Annotated in this window: 17 protein-coding genes and 1 pseudogene; 7 read left to right on the top strand and 11 right to left on the bottom strand. The window is 57.6% G+C overall.

The annotated features are described in order from the left end of the window. Window positions 1-37 precede the first annotated feature (37 nt). Genes D3M70_RS27085 through D3M70_RS27070 form a run of 4 tightly spaced genes read left to right on the top strand, consistent with a single transcriptional unit; the run spans window position 38 to window position 3,577 of the window. A complete protein-coding gene (locus D3M70_RS27085; protein WP_074756088.1) occupies window positions 38-751 on the top strand; it encodes an ABC transporter permease in 714 nt (237 codons plus the stop codon). Window positions 752-777: 26 nt separating this feature from the next. Next, a complete protein-coding gene (locus tag D3M70_RS27080; RefSeq protein ID WP_120128875.1) occupies window positions 778-1,746 on the top strand; it encodes a glycine betaine ABC transporter substrate-binding protein in 969 nt (322 codons plus the stop codon). After that, on the top strand, window positions 1,743-2,396 hold the full coding sequence (locus D3M70_RS27075) for an ABC transporter permease (RefSeq protein ID WP_120128874.1): 654 nt from the start codon (window positions 1,743-1,745) through the stop codon (window positions 2,394-2,396). The genes D3M70_RS27080 and D3M70_RS27075 overlap by 4 nt, the downstream gene beginning before the upstream one ends. Before the next feature lie 11 nt (window positions 2,397-2,407). Next, the gene (locus tag D3M70_RS27070) at window positions 2,408-3,577 is read left to right on the top strand and encodes a betaine/proline/choline family ABC transporter ATP-binding protein (RefSeq protein WP_120128915.1); all 1,170 of its coding nucleotides are present in this window, start codon (window positions 2,408-2,410) and stop codon (window positions 3,575-3,577) included. A 258-nt stretch (window positions 3,578-3,835) separates the two neighbouring features. Here D3M70_RS27070 and D3M70_RS27065 read toward each other — a convergent pair whose 3' ends face one another. From D3M70_RS27065 to D3M70_RS27055, 3 genes and pseudogenes are all read right to left on the bottom strand, one after another. Then, window positions 3,836-4,123: a hypothetical protein gene (locus D3M70_RS27065; RefSeq protein ID WP_120128872.1), complete on the bottom strand. Its 288-nt coding sequence runs from the start codon at window positions 4,121-4,123 to the stop codon at window positions 3,836-3,838. Beyond that, window positions 4,120-5,067, bottom strand: a complete 948-nt coding sequence (locus tag D3M70_RS27060; RefSeq protein WP_256660004.1) for an N-acetylmuramoyl-L-alanine amidase — start codon at window positions 5,065-5,067, stop codon at window positions 4,120-4,122. The genes D3M70_RS27065 and D3M70_RS27060 overlap by 4 nt, the downstream gene beginning before the upstream one ends. Before the next feature lie 280 nt (window positions 5,068-5,347). Beyond that, window positions 5,348-5,512: pseudogene (locus D3M70_RS27055) on the bottom strand (TOBE domain-containing protein); the annotation flags it as partial. Between the two features lie 750 nt (window positions 5,513-6,262). On the opposite strand from D3M70_RS27055, the gene D3M70_RS27050 reads away from it, so the two are divergent. Continuing rightward, on the top strand, window positions 6,263-7,426 hold the full coding sequence (locus D3M70_RS27050; RefSeq protein WP_120128871.1) for a type III PLP-dependent enzyme: 1,164 nt from the start codon (window positions 6,263-6,265) through the stop codon (window positions 7,424-7,426). Between the two features lie 61 nt (window positions 7,427-7,487). On the opposite strand, the gene D3M70_RS27045 is transcribed toward D3M70_RS27050, so the two are convergent. The 5 genes from D3M70_RS27045 to D3M70_RS27025 form a co-directional block, all read right to left on the bottom strand. Further along, on the bottom strand, window positions 7,488-8,300 hold the full coding sequence (locus D3M70_RS27045) for a hypothetical protein (protein WP_120128869.1): 813 nt from the start codon (window positions 8,298-8,300) through the stop codon (window positions 7,488-7,490). A 108-nt stretch (window positions 8,301-8,408) separates the two neighbouring features. After that, window positions 8,409-9,407, bottom strand: a complete 999-nt coding sequence (locus tag D3M70_RS27040) for an alpha-xenorhabdolysin family binary toxin subunit B (protein WP_133306529.1) — start codon at window positions 9,405-9,407, stop codon at window positions 8,409-8,411. Beyond that, window positions 9,404-10,591 (bottom strand): alpha-xenorhabdolysin family binary toxin subunit A, encoded by a 1,188-nt coding sequence (locus D3M70_RS27035; RefSeq protein WP_120128866.1) that lies wholly within the window; start codon window positions 10,589-10,591, stop codon window positions 9,404-9,406. The genes D3M70_RS27040 and D3M70_RS27035 overlap by 4 nt, the downstream gene beginning before the upstream one ends. 256 nt (window positions 10,592-10,847) lie before the next feature. Continuing rightward, on the bottom strand, window positions 10,848-11,654 hold the full coding sequence (locus D3M70_RS27030) for a tetratricopeptide repeat protein (protein WP_120128865.1): 807 nt from the start codon (window positions 11,652-11,654) through the stop codon (window positions 10,848-10,850). 1 nt (window position 11,655) lies between these two features. Further along, the gene (locus D3M70_RS27025) at window positions 11,656-12,336 is read right to left on the bottom strand and encodes a Fe2+-dependent dioxygenase (RefSeq protein ID WP_120128863.1); all 681 of its coding nucleotides are present in this window, start codon (window positions 12,334-12,336) and stop codon (window positions 11,656-11,658) included. A gap of 193 nt (window positions 12,337-12,529) precedes the next feature. On the opposite strand from D3M70_RS27025, the gene D3M70_RS27020 reads away from it, so the two are divergent. Together D3M70_RS27020 and D3M70_RS27015 are read left to right on the top strand one after the other, a co-directional pair. Next, a complete protein-coding gene (locus D3M70_RS27020) occupies window positions 12,530-14,779 on the top strand; it encodes a TonB-dependent siderophore receptor (RefSeq protein WP_120128861.1) in 2,250 nt (749 codons plus the stop codon). Between the two features lie 267 nt (window positions 14,780-15,046). Further along, on the top strand, window positions 15,047-17,608 hold the full coding sequence (locus D3M70_RS27015) for a sulfite reductase flavoprotein subunit alpha (protein WP_120128859.1): 2,562 nt from the start codon (window positions 15,047-15,049) through the stop codon (window positions 17,606-17,608). 150 nt (window positions 17,609-17,758) lie between these two features. On the opposite strand, the gene D3M70_RS27010 is transcribed toward D3M70_RS27015, so the two are convergent. Genes D3M70_RS27010 through D3M70_RS27000 form a run of 3 tightly spaced genes read right to left on the bottom strand, consistent with a single transcriptional unit; the run spans window position 17,759 to window position 20,623 of the window. Then, window positions 17,759-18,733: a peptide ABC transporter ATP-binding protein gene (locus D3M70_RS27010; protein ID WP_120128858.1), complete on the bottom strand. Its 975-nt coding sequence runs from the start codon at window positions 18,731-18,733 to the stop codon at window positions 17,759-17,761. Continuing rightward, on the bottom strand, window positions 18,733-19,701 hold the full coding sequence (locus D3M70_RS27005) for an ABC transporter ATP-binding protein (protein WP_120128856.1): 969 nt from the start codon (window positions 19,699-19,701) through the stop codon (window positions 18,733-18,735). The genes D3M70_RS27010 and D3M70_RS27005 overlap by 1 nt, the downstream gene beginning before the upstream one ends. Window positions 19,702-19,711: 10 nt before the next feature. Next, window positions 19,712-20,623: an ABC transporter permease subunit gene (locus D3M70_RS27000; protein ID WP_062388447.1), complete on the bottom strand. Its 912-nt coding sequence runs from the start codon at window positions 20,621-20,623 to the stop codon at window positions 19,712-19,714. Between the last annotated feature and the right edge of the window lie 3 nt (window positions 20,624-20,626).

Raw genomic sequence — 20,626 nt, 5'->3', positions numbered from 1 at the left:
TGCGAGGCGTTCGCCGACTGAAATAAGGAGTCCGCCCGTGGCTAATCGCTATGGCAAGGGGCTAATGGGAGGTGTGATTGTCATCGCACTTCTGGCCCTGCTGGTCCAATGGATCGGCATCAGTACCATCAGGCAGTATCAGGATGATCTGCTGTTTTATCTGCAAGCGCATGTGATGCTTGTCCTGGCATCGATGCTGGCGGCACTGGTGGTCGGAATCCCGACCGGCATTGTCTTGAGCCGACCGAATATGGTTGGCCGCGCCGAACGCTTCATGCAGATTTTCAACATCGGTAACACCGTTCCTCCTCTCGCAGTACTGGCCATTGCCCTGGGTGTCCTGGGTATCGGCAGTGGACCTGCGATCTTCGCGCTGTTCCTCGCCTCGCTGTTGCCCATCGTGCGCAACACCTACGAAGGCCTGAAAAACGTTCAGGGTTCTCTCAAAGAAGCCGCCACCGGCATTGGCATGACACCGCGTCAGGTGTTGTGGCGCGTCGAGCTGCCCAATGCCGTGCCGATCATCATCGGCGGTGTACGGGTCGCGCTGGCGATCAACGTCGGGACCGCGCCGCTGGCCTTCCTGATCGGCGCCAACAGCCTCGGCAGTCTGATCTTCCCCGGCATCGCCCTGAACAATCAGCCGCAACTGGTACTGGGCGCCGCGTGTACCGCATTGCTGGCCCTGTTCCTCGATGGCGCCGTGACCCTGGCAAGCCGTCTGTGGCTGGAACGTGGCCTCGCTCGTTGAGCCGCCGCGCTGAAGAAGGAATTGTTATGAAGAAGTTATGCACATTGATACTGGGCGCCGGCCTGCTGCTGTCCGGATTCGCTCAGGCAGCCGACGCTCCGGCAGAACGACCGTTATTACGCATCGGCGCACGGGTCTTCACCGAGCAGACCATCCTCGCCGAGTTGACCGCGCAATACCTGCGTGACAAGGGCTATCAGGTTCAGATCACGGGCGGCCTGGGCAGCAACCTGGCGCGCAGTGCCCAGGAAAGCGGCCAGCTCGACATGCTCTGGGAATACACCGGCGTTTCGCTGGTGGCTTACAACCATGTCGACGAAAAGCTCGACAGTGAACAGACCTATCAGCGGGTGAAAGAGCTTGACGCGAAAAAGGGCCTGGTCTGGCTCTCGCCGTCGAAGTTCAACAACACCTATGCGTTGGCGCTGCCGGACAAGGTCGCCAAGGCATATCCGCAGATCAACAACATTTCCCAACTGACAACCTTGCTAAAGGATGAGGCCAAGGAGGGTCATATCGTCGCGCTCGACACCGAGTTCGCCAACCGTTCCGACGGCTTGGTGGGCATGGTCAAGCACTACGACATGAACCTGAGCCGTGAAAACACTCGTCAGATGGACGCAGGTCTGGTTTACACCGCACTGCGCAACGGTCAGGTATTCGCCGGGCTCGTCTACACCACCGATGGCCGCTTGAACGCGTTCAAACTCAAGGTGCTGGACGACGACAAGCACTACTTCCCGGATTACACCGCGGCCCCTGTGATCCGCAAAGAGTACCTGGACAAGCACCCGCAGTTGGCCGAGCAACTCAAGCCGCTGGCTGCGCTGCTGGATAACCAGACGATGATCGATCTGAACGCGCGCATCGATGTAGATCACGAAAGTCCTTCTGTCGTGGCCGCCGATTTCCTGCGCACACATCCGATCAATCCTTCCGCCGAAAGCGTTCCGATCAAGCAGACGCCGGTGGAAAAACAAGAGGAGAAACTATGAGCTTCCTCAGCGCGTTCTCCCATCTGGACTGGAATCAGGTCATGCACCTGACCCTGCAACACATCACGCTGGTCGGCATCGCCGTGTCGCTGGCGATTCTGGTGGGCGTGCCGTTGGGCGTGCTCATGACCCGCTTCCCGACCCTCGCCGGCCCTTTGCAGGCCAGCGCCACGGTGCTGCTGACCGTTCCGTCGATTGCCTTGTTCGGCCTGCTGCTGCCGTTCTATTCCAAGTTCGGTCAGGGTCTGGGCCCGATGCCAGCGATCACTGCGGTGTTTTTGTACTCACTGCTGCCGATCATGCGTAACACCTACCTGGCATTGACCGGCGTCGAACCCGGTATTCGCGAAGCGGCCAAGGGCATTGGCATGACCTTCGGTCAGCGTCTGCGCATGGTCGAACTGCCGATCGCTGTACCGGTGATCCTCGCCGGTGTGCGCACCGCCGTGGTCATGAACATTGGCGTCATGACCATCGCCGCCACCATCGGCGCCGGTGGTCTGGGCGTACTCATCCTCGCTTCCATCAGCCGCAGCGACATGTCGATGCTTATCGTCGGCGCCGTTCTGGTCAGCATTCTGGCCATCTTTGCCGACCTGCTTCTGCAATGGCTGCAACGCTCGCTGACTCCAAAAGGATTGCTCAAATGACTGTCAAAACCATGATCGAACTTCAAAATCTCTCCAAAACCTTCCAGAGCAACGGCAAGGAAGTGAAGGCTGTCGATTCAGTGAGCCTGACCGTCAACGAAGGCGAAATCTGTGTCTTCCTCGGCCCATCGGGCTGCGGCAAGAGCACGACGCTGAAAATGATCAACCGCCTGATCATGCCGACCTCCGGCAAGGTATTGATCAACGGTGAAGACACCACGCAACTCGATGAGGTGACCCTGCGTCGCAACATCGGCTATGTGATCCAGCAGATTGGTCTGTTCCCCAACATGACCATCGAGGAAAACATCGTGGTCGTTCCCAAGCTCCTGGGCTGGGATAAACAAAAATGCCACGACCGCGCGCGCGAACTGATGAGCATGATCAAGCTGGAACCCAAGCAGTATCTGCATCGTTACCCGCGTGAATTGTCCGGTGGTCAGCAACAGCGTATCGGCGTGATCCGTGCGCTGGCGGCCGACGCGCCGTTGCTGCTGATGGATGAACCGTTCGGCGCGGTCGACCCGATTAACCGGGAGATGATCCAGAACGAGTTCTTCGAGATGCAGCGGGCGCTGAACAAGACCGTGATCATGGTCAGCCACGACATCGACGAAGCCATCAAGCTGGGCGACAAGATCGCCATCTTCCGCGCAGGCAAGCTGCTGCAGATCGACCATCCGGACACGCTGCTGGCGCATCCGGCGGACGACTTCGTCAGCAACTTCGTCGGTCAGGACAGCACCCTCAAACGCCTGTTGCTGGTGAAGGCCGAAGACGCTGCCGACAACGCACCCTCCGTCAGCCCGGAAACCCCGGTTGCGGACGCGCTGGACATCATGGACGAACAGGACCGCCGCTACGTCGTCGTCACCGATGGCGACAACAAAGCCATGGGCTATGTTCGCCGTCGCGACCTGCACCGCCAGACCGGCACCTGCGAGCAATACCTGCGCCCGTTCAACGCTACGGCGGCCTACGACGAACACCTGCGTATCCTGCTGTCGCGCATGTACGAGTTCAACCGCGCATGGCTGCCGGTGCTGGACGCCGAAAACGTGTTCCTGGGTGAAGTGACGCAAGAGTCGATTGCGGCCTACCTGAGCTCGGGGCAATCCCGAGGCAAGAAGACCAGCATCGTTTCGCCGGCGGATGCGGCGGAGCAAGCGGCGTCGATTTGAAGTAGCTGAGTCAGGCGCTTTGATAGCGCCTGAACTGACGCGATCGCGAATGGATTCGCCCCCACAGGTGGAACGCAGTCCATCTATGGGAGCGAATTTTCTCTGTGAACGGAGTAACGTGACCCGTCAATCAGCCGCTGAGTTCTCGGCTCCTCGTAGGTCTAGTAATAGCCTACATAACTAAATGTCGTACCTGACCCAATGAGGACGACGATGACTAAAGCTCGGCTCGGTGATAGGTTGCATCTGTTTATATGGTCAGGGTGCCTTGCATCGTTCAAGATCGTCTTGTGTTTCCAGTGTGGTATCAATGCCAAGCCGATATTTGCAATAGTCTATAACTTTCTGGCGCTCTTGAATGTCGAGTTTAGAGAGTTTCTTGTCGTCGCGTAGATTGGCGAATATGTTTTCAAATTTCATCTGAAATGTTGGGCTTTTTTTAACAAATACATAAGTGTACATTTGTGCCTCTCCCGTTTCTCTGTAGTAGCCAAGTGTCAACGACGCTGCCAAGAACGGGAGTAATAGGAGAAGTGATTTTTTCATGATTTCATTGGCTTCCGGAGGCGCGTTTTTGCACGAATTTTTTTCACAAGATTCATTCCTACGTTTCCAGGGCAAATTTTTGCCTCGCCTTCATCTTGATGGGGGAATTCGCGATGTCCACCAAAGTGCTCTATGTTATAAATGTCTTTTAGAGCAGTAATGAGGTTGATGGTCGCATTAACTTGGAGGCTTGGTAGCGGGTTCGTGGTGCTGAGTCCCAAATAATCCAGTATAGTCCGAGCCAGCGTTACAAAATCTTTGCCTTCCTCTGGTGTAGTCAGGTTGTTCAAAAGGACAATGCCGAGCACGTTTGAGTTATAGGCGAGAAGGTGTCCTCCTTTAGAACGAATATCCCTGCCTTCATAGATTATCCCTGAGCAATCAATGCCGAAGTGGTAACCGATATCGTCGAACTCCTTGTTCTGTTGGAACGATTGAATATCCTGCATCTGTTCACCTCCGGCATTGCACGAATAGCTCCTACCCGCGTGATGCAAAGCGATCATGCTGTAATCCCAATCCCAATCCCGCTCCAGTGGCTTTCCAGGCGGTTTCGCATGCCATCCCGAACGCTCCACAAACCCATGCCCCAATTCCCGCACTTTCTGAATGATCGCCTCCCGCGTCGCCGCTCGATCATTCACGGTGATCGCGATAGGCCTGGGTGTTTCGCCGTGCAGCACTTGCTCGACCCGGGTAGTGGTGACGACCTCGCGAGTTGTCATTCCCGCAAGCTCGATCAATTCGCGTGCGGGGGAGTAGAAGGGGATGTGAATGGAAACGCTGGAGTTAGGTGACGCTCCTTCTATGTATGCAATCCCGTTGCTATCGGTTGCGCCATTGCGTTGCTGACCGTCTACCGTCGCGATGTATTTCCGGTTTGCCAGCGGTTGGCCGGTTTCGCTATGGGTCACGAAGAAGCTGCGCGCCCAGGTTTTTCCCACGGGCTGTATCCCCTTCGCTAAAGGGTAGGGCACCACGTTCGAGGATCCGGTGTTCGCTTTCGGCGGCGTAGACGCTTCATCCCGATTCGAACCCGAGTTTGTTCTGGATGGGGCGATCAATCGATTGGTCCCCGGCGGACATCCGCACATCACCATCGCGTTGTGCAGCGCTGTGGGAATGCCATCCCACTTGAAACTCTTTTCACCCTCGACAATTCCCCGATCTGCCCGCATAGCCCGCACGGGCTGGTTTTGTCCCCTAGCCGCAATGCGCCCCGTCCATCTTCGAGGTGCGCCTGCGCAGGGTCAGGGTTTCGCCCACCGCAGGCGCGACATCCGGCGCCAGGCGGCAGCAAACCTTGCTCTCGTTCAAAGTAACGAAGACCAGTGTGTCGGGACCGGTCGGCTCGGTGACTTGCACCTCGGCGCGAATGGTCGGCATCCCTGCAGTAGGCTGGAAAAGCAGATCGCGTTGGTCGTGGTTTTGTCCCCATCCAATCCCTGCTCACGCCCGCCAATTTTGAAATAACCCACGGCTAAGCCCTCATTATTCGCCCAGTGAGCGCATCACCGTACGGAATGAAAATGCTGCCTGACGATAGGGGGTAGGCCATCCGTCATGTAGGCCGATTCCGGCGTGGCGGTCTCCGGTAACTGACAGATATCTCCATCACTAGAACTCGCCAATGGTACGTGGGGAAAGCCCGCATCGTTTGGTGTTAGGGGAGCAGCGACAGGCGTTGCTGACACCTATTTCAGCGTCTGATTCCGGTCCCCTGCAGCAGTCCGGCTTGCCGGCGGTGGCGTCTTTCAAATCACTGCCGTCGGCAAGCCGGACTGCTACAGGGGATCAATGGCAGGGATCAAGGGGAACATCGTCCTGTCACATCGGTCGGTTACTACAGGGAGATTGAACAGAGCTGATGCCCGTCTGGCAAAAACGGGCAGAAAAGCGACATTTTTTGTTGATCTTGAACCCCTCAGGTCCTACAGTTCGCGCCGAACGTCCATGCTGGAAACGATCCATCCGGCTCAAGTACTGACGACGAGACAGCAAGGCCAAGAGAACCAGCGTTCTCATGGCCTTTTTGCTTTCGGCGACATGCCTTGGGAAGTAGGCGAACCAAAGTGGGGATACGGAGGACGTTCATTTGCACCCATTGTTTTTTACCGTTTGCCAACAGGAGTCCCCCGCATGTCGATTCAGGTCGAAGACTATTTCGAGAAGAGCACCTTCGAAAAAATGAAGGCGTTTGCCGACAAGCAAGAAACCCCGTTCGTGCTCATCGACACCGCGATGATCAGCAAGGCGTACGACGACCTGCGCGCCGGTTTCGAATTCGCCAAGGTTTACTACGCAGTCAAGGCCAACCCGGCCGTTGAAATCATCGACCTGCTCAAAGAGAAAGGTTCGAGCTTCGACATCGCTTCGATCTACGAGCTGGACAAAGTGATGGACCGTGGCGTTGGCCCGGATCGCATCAGCTATGGCAACACCATCAAGAAATCCAAAGACATTCGCTACTTCTACGACAAGGGCGTGCGTCTGTACGCGACCGACTCCGAAGCCGACCTGCGTAACATCGCCAAAGCCGCCCCTGGCTCGAAAGTCTACGTGCGGATTCTCACCGAAGGCTCGACCACCGCTGACTGGCCGTTGTCGCGCAAATTCGGCTGCCAGACCGACATGGCGATGGATCTGCTGATCCTGGCCCGTGACCTGGGCCTGGTGCCTTACGGCATTTCCTTCCACGTGGGTTCGCAGCAGCGCGACATCAGTGTCTGGGACGCCGCAATCGCCAAGGTGAAGGTGATCTTCGAACGCCTCAAAGAAGAAGACGGCATCGGACTCAAGCTGATCAACATGGGTGGCGGCTTCCCGGCCAACTACATCACCCGCACCAACAGCCTGGAAACCTACGCCGAAGAAATCATCCGCTTCCTGAAAGAAGACTTCGGTGACGATCTGCCGGAAATCATTCTGGAGCCGGGCCGTTCGTTGATCGCCAACGCCGGTATCCTGGTCAGCGAAGTAGTGCTGGTTGCGCGTAAGTCGCGTACTGCCGTCGAGCGTTGGGTCTATACCGATGTGGGCAAGTTCTCCGGCCTGATCGAAACCATGGACGAAGCCATCAAGTTCCCGATCTGGACCGAGAAGAAAGGCGAGGTTGAAGAAGTCGTCATCGCAGGCCCAACCTGCGACAGCGCCGATATCATGTACGAGAACTACAAATACGGCCTACCGTTGAACCTGGCCATCGGCGATCGCCTGTACTGGCTGTCCACCGGCGCCTACACCACCAGCTACAGTGCTGTTGAATTCAACGGCTTCCCGCCGCTGAAATCGTTCTACGTGTAAGTCAGTGCTGATTTAAATAAAACCCGCGAGTGATCGCGGGTTTTTTTGTGCCATTGCTTCTCTAGTTATTTGCTCTCAGGTCCATGAATTCTTTGCACATGCCCAGTGCCTGATTCATCTCGACCTGAATGAACCGAATGTCCGTAAGCAGTCGGTGCAGCGTCGACGTGCTCTCTAATTGAGCGACGCGTTGATTCGCCTGATTCAAGAGCGTTGTGATGCGTGAGTATTGAACCAGGTAATTGGCGGCGGCCCCGGCTGCCGACAAATAATGGTTACGCACGTCCCGGTCATGCTGTCTGGCTGCGTTTAGCCGCACGGGCGGGGGCTTACCAGTAGTGACTGCGTTCAGATGAGTAGACATGAATGTCATCACCCTTGGGAGCGTCTCGTAAATACCGGTGCGCACGGCTGCATAACCCGGATTAGCAGTCGTGAAAACTGCCGCTATGACTTCAACCCATTGCTGATGGTATCGCAGCAGCTGCAAGCAATTGGACATCGGAGCCGTGGCGTACATGGGCTGGGGGCCTGGAGGGGACGCCAGCTTTTCGAGGACAACGACGGGAGAAGCTCGCTCTGCCCGTGAATTCGTTTGTAGCATGGTTATCAGATACGTGTAAAAGACGGCGGCCTCGGTGAGAACTTTATGGGTGTGTGCAAACACCCCATAACCGCTCTTCAAACTCCACGACTTCGCTTGAGTCTCGCCCACACGTATTGCGTCCCAAGGAGGCGGGGTCTGCCCGTAATTCCAGCTACCGAGGTCGATGGCGTTACAGAAATCCCGAACCGCTGCCTCCAGGCCCTCTATGTATGACATACAGGCCTGGAGGGCATCGAATTGGGCTTGATCAATGAATGTTCCGGTCACAGGTGTCTCCGACAGGCTCACTCCGAAAAGGGGATGCCCTGTTTCTTATTGGATGGGTTCAGGAGCCGTGGCCGTTTCGTGCCACGACGCCTGAACGAGCGGGGTTAATTAGAGAGCGGACTTCAGATGCACCGACAGCGCGACGGCATCGACCGTAAGCTGGCTGATGACCTCCATGTCCTGGGCATCGACTGCTCGGTAAAGATCGAGGAACGATTGCCCGGCGATGATGAATTTTTCGAACTCTTCGACATACCGTTGTCGTTGATCGTCAAAGTCATGAGCAGCGGCGATCAAGGCATGTTTGGTATTTATGTTGTGCAAGCTTTCTTGTTTGCCGCGCTCACCGGCCATCAGGGCATCGATCTGTTTGCGAATCTCGTTGCGGGCTTCAGACAAGCCAACGTAGTTGATCATCGACTCCAGTCGTTCGAGCGCTTCCTGAGCCAGCTTGATGGCTGCATCAACGACCGCTACTTCGGGAGACGCCATCCCCATGTTTGCCATCTGCTGAGCATTGAGCATTGTGTCCTTACCGATCTCGGCGATGCCCTTGGTTTCGAGGAGCGCCATCGCATCGGTCAGCGACTTGCGTTTTGCATCCAGGGTGGCTTTTCGTTCGCGGATTTCCTGAATCTCGATGGGCAGCCGCTGCTGCTCGACTTCCAGTTGCGCGATGTAGCCAGCCGTGACTCTTCGGTCCACAGTATCGGTCATGGGGGTGAGTGCGTGTTTAAGCTCAGCGTTCGTTTCCCTGATGATTCGAACGATATTGACGGCCTGGGTGCTGATGTCTTCCAGGATTTCCTGGATGTCGGAACTTGGCGCATTCCTCAGTTCCGCCTGATAGGCCCTGAGGGTACCGGTATTTATCGCGATCTTGTGGAACAGCGAGTTAACGCTTTCCGGTAGTTTGGAGACCGCCTTATGAATGGCCCTGTTCAAGCCGCTGACTCTCTTGTCTACAGCCGGGAGGTATTCGGTCTGTACGAAACAGCGTTTAACCTCGATAGCTGCAGTGTTTGCCAAACGGGTAACCTGTTTAAGCGTGTCGGCATCTATTTGAGGGTAATTAACGGTCGAAGGAAACTGGCTTACGTTACTCATTTCTGATCTCCATATTCTTCTCGAAATTCGGCGTCTGCTTGTGCAAACACCCGCAACAGTGCTTTAGCGTCTTCTTCGATGGTTCGCCAAGGTGCGACGACCAAGTTGAACTGGTTGCGGAACCTGCGCATGCTGAGTCCATCGTTGATGCCGTCGACTTCCTGGCTGGACTCTTCGATAAAGGTGCCTAGCTTGTTCCAGACAGTGATGAGGTTCTTGGTCGCGATATCGGCATCGATGGCGATCAAGTCAAGGTCCTGCATGTCCATACGGACACGCCCCAACGACGCCAGGACCTTGTTTTTGTGGTTCATCTGAGCAATTTCGGCTTGTTGCGCCTTCTTCAGCTTATTGCGCTCTTTGCGAACTTTTTCGGCCTGAACACTGGCGTAGATCACCATGACCAAACCGCTGGTGATCCCTGAGATGGCGTCTCCCACCAGTTTCTTGTATTCCTTGTTCTTTTCTTCGATCGCCAGCGCCCGGTTATCGATACTGACTTGCAGAGCCTTGATTTCCGCACCCAAGGTGTTGTTATCGATCGTTTTGAGCCTGAGCTGGATTTCGGGAATGATCTTGCTGGCGAGCTCGAGACCAAAGGCGTCAAGTCGAGTCTTGATTCTCTGGGCGAGCGCTTCTTGCTCCCGCACTTTTTTCAGGATTTCGTCCAGGTAATAACCAAGATCGGCACGGTCGGGTTGTTCGATGCCGGGAAACTTGTGTCCCAGCTCCATTTCAATTCGCTTCAGGTCTTCAAGTGTCGAGATATTGTGTTTTTCGACAAGGCGAAGGGCTTTGATATCGTCGAACACTTCTGACATGCTTTCGCCGTAGACCTGAATGACGCCGGAAAACACGACCAGCTTGTCACTGACACTCAGCAAGTCGGTCCGTAATGGATTCCAGAGGCTGGCGTGGTCGTGCACCAGCTTGAAGGTTTTTTGGAAGTCCGCAGGTTCCAGCCCTTTGCCTGCGCCATTTCGATAACCCAGATATGCGATGACATCTTTTAATTGAACGGGCAGTGCCAGGCCGGCCATTTCATACCGTTTGAGATCTTTAATCTGGTCCTTCGTCAGGATGAGACCGCTGTCGCGCGTGTCATCATTGTCTGCCGCGGCGGCGCTAAATAGCTGTGATGCCTGAGTCGCGGCGTCGTCCAGGTTTCGTGCAAGTTGTGACATGGTCATTAATCCTTTAATGATGTCGGGTGGTGTTTTGATCACTGTCTCAACAGTGTTCAACGCTGTTCGCGTGTTTGAAGAGTAAGTACTGGTTCTTGGTGGGTCAAAGAGGAAAGAAGGGCTAGACCTGTAGGATTTTTCCAAGCCGAAATATTAATGACGTGCGCAACTACCGTAATCAAAGGAGATGCCGAGCCTGTCGAAATATGAAGTTATCTAATCCTCCCGCAAGTTGTGCAGCGCAATTACGAGCGTCCTACACGATGGAAGCGTCGGCATTCAATTGTTTGCGGTATTCGTGCTTGTCCGCATCATCGCCCAGTTCGGCCGCACGTCGGTGGTAATCGCTCGCCAGTGCGCGAACGTCAGGATGGGTCGCCTCAAGTAACGTCTTGCGGCTGACCCGAAGGAAGTTCAGGTTGCCAGTACGCAGCGCTGTTTGCAGCCAGGCAACCGCCTCTTCGATGTGCCCCTGATCGGCGAGAACGGCAGCGTGACTGAACTGGCCGCGGAAATCACCGCCGTGCGCGGAGCGGCGATACCAGTCGTGAGCTGTTGCCAGGTCCCGTTCACAACACAGGCCTTCTTCCAGATAGCGTCCCAGCAGGTTCATCGACTTGGCGTGGCCCATCTGCGCCGCCTTTCGATAACAGGCCAGGGCCCGTGCCTGATCCTTGTTCACCCCACGACCGGTCGCCAGCAGGTTTGCGTAGTTGTAGAAGCCCCAGTCGAGATCGGCTTCGGCCGCCAGTCGATAATACTCAGCCGCTTTGCTGGCGTCGGGTTCACAGCCCCAGCCATGTTCGTGACAGCGCCCGGCCATGTTGTTCGCCATCGCGTGGCCATTGCGTCCCGCGATCTGGAACCAGACCAGCGCCAGCGCTGCGTCTTGCTCGATCCCGCTGCCGTCCAGAAGGATCTGACCCAGCAAAGCCTGCGCATCGACGATGGATTCCTGCGCCGCCAAGAGAATCGCTCGTGCCGCACTCGCCGGGTTTTCCTGCAGCATGGCGCGCAGTTGTTCGCCGTCGAGCACATCCTCGCGTCGCATGGTCCAGCTCATGTCAGACCTCGACCCATTGGCGCAACAGGTTGTGATAAGTGCCAGTGAGCTGGATCAGCGAGGGATGATCAGGCACATCACGACTGAGTTGCTGAATGGCAGTGTCCATTTCGAACAGCAACGTGCGATGGCCGTCGTCGCGCACCAGGCTCTGGGTCCAGAAGAAGGAAGCGTAACGCGCGCCACGTGTGACCGCATTGACCTTGTGCAGGCTGGTGGCGGGGTAGAGCAGCAGGTCACCGGCTGGCAGCTTGATCTGCCGCGTGCCGAAGGTGTCCTGAATGACCAGCTCGCCGCCATCGTAGTCGTCCGGGTCACTGAAAAACAGCGTCGACGACAGATCGGTGCGCACCCGTTCGACGCTGCCTCTGGCCTGACGCACCGAGTTGTCGATGTGAAAATCGAAACTGCCGCCGCCGGTGTAACAGTTAACCAGAGGGGGAAACACCTTGTGTGGCAGGGCTGCCGACATGAACAGAGGGTTCTGCCAGAGCCGTTCGAGCATGGCCGCACCGATTTCTTTCGCCAGCGGATGGCCTTCGGGCAGTTGCAGATTGTGCTTGGCTTTCGCCGACTGGTGCCCGGCGGTGATCTTGCCGTCCGCCCACTCGGTCTGTTCCAGAGCTTCACGGATGCGCAGCACTTCCTCACGGGTAAACAGGCCAGGGATGTGCAGGAGCATGGCGTCGCCACTCAGGATCGAAAAGGTAGCGAATGGTAGTGATTCTTATTGGCTGTGTAAAACCCTGCGAGCGCGCGTAGACGAACGAGGGTGAAAAATCCGTAAAGCGGAATTGTAAAGAATGTAAGTTTTATGCGAATACAAATGATTCCCAACTATATTCCGCGGCCTCTACATTCCTTGGGGAAGGAAAATGTCGCGCCAATCACAACCATCATCCGCACCTTCTCAGCGCTCGATAGCTGGCGTAGTGGGCGTCGCCATCGCCGCGATGTCTGCCGCGCATTTGGCTCAAGCCGCCGAGACCGCGCAGGACAAAACCCTGAGCCTCGGAGCTACCACCATTGATGGTGAGCAGGAAACCGGTTACAAGACCGAGGAGTCCGCTTCCAAAAAGTATACCGCTCCGTTGCGTGACACGCCCAAAAGCGTCACGGTGATTCCTCAGCAAGTGATTCGCGACACCGCAGCGACCAGTCTGGCCGATGCGTTACGCACGACCCCCGGCATCACATTTGGCGCAGGCGAGGGTGGCAACCCCAACGCGGACCGCCCGATCATTCGTGGTTTCAATGCCGAGAGTGACGTCTTCATCGACGGCATGCGCGATGTCGCTGCCCAGAGCCGCGAGATTTTCAACGTCGAATCCGTCGAAATCAGCAAGGGCCCGGGCTCTGCCTTCACAGGCGCGGGTTCTACCGGCGGTAGCCTGAACCTGATTACCAAAGGCGCTCATCTGGGCGATGCCTACAACGGGGGCTATACGTTCGGCTCCGACCAGACCCAGCGCTACACGCTGGACGTCAACAAGCAGATGACCGATACCTCTGCCGTTCGCCTGAACCTGATGAAGCATGACGCCAACGTCGCTGGCCGTAACGACGTCGATGTAAGTCGCTGGGGCTTCGCGCCGTCCTTCGCTTTCGGTCTGGGCACCGACACCCGGGTGAAGCTGGATTACTATCACCTTTCCACTGACGACATGCCGGACTACGGTATTCCACTGACCAGCACTCCCGGTCGCAGCAAAGACGTCGTCGATAAGCCGGCCCACGTCAACGAGAACAATTTTTACGGCCTCACCGACCGCGACTATCGCAAGAGCATCAATGACAGTGGCACGTTCCGCATCGAGCACGATCTGAACGAAAACCTGACCATTTCCAACAGCTTCCGTATGTCCCGCTCGACGCTGGACTACATCGTCACCAATCCGGACGACAGCCGCGGCAACGTTGCCAATGGCCTGGTTTCGCGTTCGGCCAAGAGCCGTAATTCCACATCCAGTGGCTTCGTCAACCAGACTGACCTTCAGGCGAAGTTCAATACCGGTTTCGTCGAACACAGTCTGGTGACCGGCGTCGAGTTTTCATATCAGGACACTCATAACCGTGGCTATAACGTGCTGTCGGCGACGGGCGGCACAATCGGTTCGACTTGCAACGCCGCATTGTTGAGGTCTGGTGACTGCACCAGCCTGTACGATCCGACCCCGAAAGATGCGTGGAACGGCACGATCACCGACAGCCTGGCGTATACGGACACCGACACCAAAACCAGCGCGGCGTATGTATTCGATACTCTGAAGTTCAATGACCAATGGTCGCTGAATCTCGGCCTGCGTTATGACGATTACGATGTCACGTCGAGCGGGTTCAGTACGGGCGGGCGTGGCTCCGTAGCCGGGTCTTTCAAACGTGAAAACACCAGCCAGCTGTGGAACTACCAGGTCGGTCTGACCTACAAGCCATTGCCCAATGGCAGCATCTATGCAGCTTGGTCGACATCCAGCAACCCGTCGGGTGAAACCAGTGGTAACGGTGGTCTGGAACTGGCAGCGAACAACTCTGATCTCGATCCGGAAAAGAACCGTAACTACGAGATCGGCACGAAGTGGGATTTCTTCGACGACAATTTGTCGCTGACCGCAGCCCTGTTCCGCACCGAAAAGACCAATGCCCGGATCACCGATCCTGACAACGCGACTTTTCAGGTGCTTGACGGTGAGCAGCGTGTCGATGGCCTTGAGTTGACCTACAGCGGCAACATCACCAGCAAGTGGAAGGTTTACGGCGGCTACACCTATATGGAGAGCGAGATCGTCAAGGCCACCAACGCGGCTGACGAAGGCAACCATATGCCAAGCACCCCGCGGAACAACTTCAACTTCTGGTCTACGTACGAGCTGATGCCCAAGCTGACTGTCGGCGGTGGCGCAACCTTCGTCGATTCGCGTTTCGGCAACGAAGCCAACTCGGTTGAGGTGCCATCCTACTGGCGCTACGACGCGATGGCGACTTATGCATTGACCAAAAACGTCGACTTGCAACTAAACGTGCAGAACCTGACCGACAAGCGTTACTACGATCAGGTCTTCACCACTCACTATGCGCACATGGCTGCAGGCCGGACCGCGCTGATGAGTGCCAGCTTCCACTTCTGATCAGGAAGAGAAGCGAGAAGCCCCACTTACCACCGGTGAGTGGGGCTTTTGTATGTGCGCGGCGTGCGTCTCTGTGTAGCACTCCGGCTTGCCGGCGGTGGCGATTTTAATCTTGTCACCGCCGACAAGCCGGACTGCTACAGGCGTCCAGCCGACACACCACTGTGTCGGATCGGTGACCGAATACAGAATCAGATACGGATGAGAATACATGCCGTTTGTGCGCATAATGCGCGTCGCAGCGGGTTATCGAGGTGATTGAGGGTGTTGAAGAAAGTCCTGTTTCAAGTGCACTGGTTCTTCGGAATCACGGCGGGTCTGGTCTTGGCCCTGATGGGCATTACCGGCGCGCTGTATTCGTTCGAGGACGAAATCGTCGATGCGCTCAACCCTGATACTCTGTTCGTGCAGCCGCTCGAGCGTCAGTTGTCATTGCCCGAAATGGTCAGCAAGGTCGAGGCTCAAGGCAAGGACAAAGTGTCGATGTTCCGCATCGAGCCTGACAGTAACAGGGTCGCGCAGGTCTGGTTCCAGCCGCCGCCCGGCCAGCGTCGTGGCGAGATGCACAACTTCAATCCCTTCACCGGCGCGTTCACCGAGGATGCGCTCGGGCAAGACTTTTTCGGCTTCATCCTGAACCTGCACCGTTTCCTGGCAGCCGGCGAATACGGCAAACAGGTCACCGCCGCCTGCACGCTGATTCTGGTGTTCTTCTGCCTGTCCGGACTGTATCTGCGCTGGCCGCGTCAGGCATTGAACTGGCGCGTGTGGCTGACGCTGGACTGGGCGAAGAAGGGCCGCAGTTTCAATTGGGATCTGCATTCGGTGTTCGGCACCTGGTGCCTGATCGTTTACCTGCTGCTGGCCATCACTGGATTGATGTGGTCCTACGACTGGGTGAGCAACGGCATGAACAAGCTCATCGGCGATCCACCCGTGGCCGGAGAGCAGCGCCGAGGCGGCGGTGGGCCACGGCCAGGACCGGGTCCGAAAGAGGCGGTTCCGGTCCAAACCGCTGCACCGGACTATGCCTTGATCTGGGATACCATTCAGAAAACCGCAGGCCCTGACCTCAAGGCCTACAATCTGCGCATGCCGCAGGCACCCGGCCAGATGGCGACCGTTTTCTACATCCTCAAGAACGCACCGCATCCGCGCGCGCTGAACCAGATAACCCTCGATCCCGCCAGCGGACAACTCAAGGCCGTTTCACGCTACGCGGATAAAGGCTACGGCGCGAAGTTGCTGGTCAGTAATTACTCGCTGCACACCGGCAGTTACTGGGGACTTCCTGGCCGTATCGTGATCACGGTTGCGGCGCTGCTCATGCCGCTGTTCTTCATCACAGGCTGGCTGCTGTATCTGGACCGCCGCCGCAAGAAGCGTGACATTCGCAGTGCCCGTGGTGAGGTGTCCACCGCCACCAGTGGCTCCGCCAGCCAAGGACCGGCGTGGTTGATCGGTTTCGCCAGCCAGAGCGGCTTCGCCGAACAACTGGCGTGGCAGACGGCCGGGCAATTGCAATCGGCCGGGTTGCCGGTGCGCGTTCAGCGCCTGGCAGACATGACCGAGCAGGACCTGAATCAGAGTCACAATGCGCTGTTCGTCGTCAGCACGTTCGGCGATGGCGAGGCCCCGGACAGCGCTCGTGGTTTCGAACGCACATTACTGGGCCGTCCGCTGTCTCTGGAAAATCTGAATTACGCGGTGCTGGGTCTTGGCGACCGCCAATACCAGCATTTCTGCGGTTTTGCTCAGCGTCTGCATGGCTGGCTCGCCGAACGTGGAGGCAGCACCTTGTTCGCTCCGGTTGAAGTGGACAGTGGCGACAGCGCCGCGCTGCAACACTGGCAGCAGCAATTGGGCGAACTGACCGGTTCGACGCCTGCCACTGCATGGAAAGCGCCGGATTATGAAAACTGGACGCTCAATCAGCGCGATTTGCTGAACGCGGGTAGCGTTGGATCGAAAGTGTTTCTGCTGGGGCTTACTGGCGCGTCCGACACGCGCTGGGAGGCAGGCGATCTGGTCGAAGTACTGCCGCGTAATGCGCCGTCTGCCGTCGAGCATTTCCTGGCAGGGTTGGGCATCGCTGCAGACTCGCAGGTCCATGTCGATGGCTTGAGCGAAACCTTGGGTCAGGCGTTGCGCAGTCGTCAGTTACCTGCCAATCGCAGTCATCTCGTCGGTCTTCACGCACAAGCGCTGATCGATGCGCTGGTGCCGCTGGCGATGCGTGAGTATTCGATTGCGTCAATTCCCGAAGACGGCTCGCTGCAATTGATCGTGCGTCAGGAGCTTCATCCGGACGGTAGCCTTGGATTGGGTTCAGGTTGGTTGACCGAGCACGCAGCGTTGGGGGCTTCCATCAGCCTGCGCGTTCGTCGCAACAGCAGTTTCCACCTGCCGAGCGAGCCTGCGCCGATGATTCTGATCGGCAACGGCACCGGATTGGCGGGGCTGCGCAGCTTGTTGAAAGCGCGCATCACCCAGGGCGAACATCGCAACTGGCTACTGTTTGGCGAGCGCAATGCCGAGCACGATTTCCATTGCGCCGATGAGTTGAACGGCTGGCTGGCGAGTGGCGATCTGGCAAGGATGGATCTGGCGTTCTCCCGCGACCAGGCCGAGAAAATCTATGTGCAGGATCGCCTGCGCGAAGCGGCCGATGAGTTGCATCGCTGGTTGGCAGAGGGCGCCGTTATCTACATCTGCGGCAGTCTCGAAGGCATGGCCACAGGCGTCGATGAGACATTGAGAGCCCTGATCGGCGAAGAGGGTGTACAGAGCTTGATCGAGCAAGGCCGTTATCGTCGGGATGTTTACTGATACGGCTCCCATAGGGTTACAGCGAATTCTGTAGCAGCACGGCCGGGCTGCTACAGGACTCGCCGAAGCTTTACTTGTTAAACGCGCAACAAAAAAGGCCGTTGCGCTCTAAACGCAACGGCCTTCTTTTATTCACGCGTCAGCAGCCGATCACGCCACGAACTGCTCCGCGTAATGACACGCCACCTGCCGGTTATCCACAGTCCGCAACTCCGGAACCTCAGTGCTGCAGCGCTCGGTCGCATACGGGCAACGCTTGTGGAAAGCGCAACCCGACGGCGGATTCAGCGGGTTAGGCAACTCACCCACAATCTTGATCTTCGGCTTCGACGGATCCGGGTGAATCGTCGGCGTGGCCGAAAGCAATGCCTGCGTGTAAGGGTGCAGAGGCCGGTTATAAATCTCCTCCTTTGGCCCCATTTCCGCAGGACGGCCCAGGTACATCACCAACACCGTATCGGCGACATGGCGAACCACTGCCAGGTTGTGGGAGATGAACACATAGCCCGTGTTGAACTCCTGCTGCAAATCCATGAACAGGTTCAGCACCTGCGCCTGAATCGATACGTCCAGCGCCGAGGTTGGCTCATCCGCCACCAGCACTTTGGGTTGCAGCATCATGGCGCGAGCCAGCGCAATGCGCTGACGCTGCCCCCCGGAGAACATGTGCGGGTAACGTTGATAATGCTCAGGACGCAGCCCCACCTGCTTCATCATCGCCTGCACTTTCTCGCGGCGTTCGGCCGCCGACAGGTTGGTGTTGATCAGCAGCGGCTCGCCCAGTTGATCACCGATCTTCTGACGCGGGTTGAGCGACGCGTACGGGCTCTGAAACACCATCTGCACGTCTTTGCGCAGTTGCTTGCGTTGCGCCTTGGTCGCGCCGGTCACTTCCTGACCTGCGATTTTCAAGGAGCCCGAGGACGGCTCTTCGATCAGTGTCAGGGCGCGGGCGAGAGTGGACTTGCCGCAGCCGGACTCACCGACGACCGCCAGGGTTTTGCCGGCTTCGAGTTCGAACGACACGCCGTTGAGCGCGCGCACGGTGGCGTGTGGCTTGAACAGTCCACGGGATACATCGTAGTGACGAGTTAGGTCACGGGCGGTCAGTACGATTTCGCTCATTACGCCACCTCCTGATTCAGCGGAAAGAAGCAGCGCGCAAGGCTGTGGGCTTTAGGGTCCAGAGTCGGACGTTGTTCACGGCATTTGTCCTGGACGTACGGGCAGCGCGGCGACAGCAGGCAACCGCTCGGACGGTCGTAACGACCGGGGACGATGCCCGGCAGCGTCGACAGGCGTTCGGCACCCATGCTGTGCTCGGGAATCGCCGCCAGCAGTGCTTCGCTGTAAGGATGCGCAGGCACATCGAACAGACCGGGTACCTGACCGACTTCCACGGCTTGACCAGCGTACATCACGCACACCCGCTGAGCGGTTTCGGCGACGACGGCCAGGTCGTGGGTAATCAGTACCAGCGCCATGTCCTGTTCTTTCTGCAGGGCCAGCAGCAGGTCCATGATCTGCGCCTGAATGGTCACGTCCAGAGCCGTGGTCGGTTCGTCGGCAATCAGCAGTTTCGGCTCACCGGCAATCGCCATGGCGATCGCAACACGCTGACTCATACCGCCGGACAGCTGATGCGGGTAGGCATCCAGACGCTGTGCGGCGCCCGGGATCTCGACCTTCTGCAGCAGCTCCAGCGCACGTTGGTGCGCGGCTCTGCCCGACAGACCCAAGTGCTGCTTGAGCACTTCCTTGATCTGGAAGCCCACGGTGTAGCTCGGGTTCAGCGCGGTCATCGGGTCCTGGAAGACCATCGACAGGTCCTTGCCGACGATCTGGCGACGCTGGCGAGCGCTCAGCTTGAGCATGTCCTTGCCGTCGAAGGTCAGGGAGTCGGCTGTGACGATGCCGGGATGATCGATCAGGCCCATCAGCGCCATCATGGTCACGGATTTACCCGAGCCCGATTCGCCGACGATCGCCAGCACTTCGCCTTTGTCCACGGCCAGGTCCAGGCCATCGACGACCGGGGTTGCGGTGGCATCGCCGAAGCGAACGTTGAGGTTCTTGATTTGTAAGAGTGGCATTCGGACGTCCTCAGGCGGCGTTCTTGAGTTTCGGGTCCAGCGCATCGCGCAGGCCGTCGCCCATCAGGTTGATTGCCAGCACGCTGAGCAAGATGGTCAGACCGGGCAGGCTCACGACCCACCAGGCACGTTCGATGTAATCGCGAGCCGAAGCGAGCATGGTGCCCCACTCAGGCGTTGGCGGTTGCACACCCAGACCGAGGAAGCCCAGCGCCGCAGCGTCGAGGATTGCCGAGGAGAAACTCAGAGTGGCCTGAACGATCAGCGGCGCCATGCAGTTGGGCAGCACGGTGATGAACATCAGGCGCGGCAAGGTGGCGCCGGCCAGGCGGGCAGCGGTCACGTAGTCGCGGTTCAGTTCGCCCATGACGGCGGCACGGGTCAGACGCACATAGGACGGCAGCGAAACGATGGCGATAGCGATCACAGTGTTGATCAGGCCAGGGCCGAGGATCGCGACGATGGCCACTGCCAGCAGCAGCGACGGCAGGGCCAGCATGATGTCCATTAGACGCATGATGGTCGGGCCGAGGATCTTGGGGAAGAACCCGGCCAGCAGACCCATGAGGATCCCCGGAATCAGCGACATCACCACCGACGACAGACCGATCAGCAGCGACAGGCGCGAGCCCTGAATCAGACGCGACAGCAGATCGCGGCCCAGTTCGTCGGTGCCCAGCAGGAACTGCCATTGACCGCCTTCGAGCCAGACCGGCGGGGTCAGCAGGAAATCGCGGTATTGCTCGCTCGGATCATGGGGCGCGACCCAAGGGGCAAAGATGGCGCAGAAAACGATCAGCAGCATGAACGCAAGCCCTGCGACGGCGCCTTTGTTCTTGGCGAAGTGCTGCCAGAACTCTTTGTATACGGACGGGTAGAGCAGGCTTTGATCGACTGCTACTACAGGAGTAGGTGTGCTCATAAA

This window comes from Pseudomonas sp. LS-2, assembly GCF_003605735.1.
GTDB lineage: Bacteria > Pseudomonadota > Gammaproteobacteria > Pseudomonadales > Pseudomonadaceae > Aquipseudomonas.
Note: the sequence above shows the minus strand (reverse complement) of the source record. Positions and strands in the feature narration are given on the sequence as shown.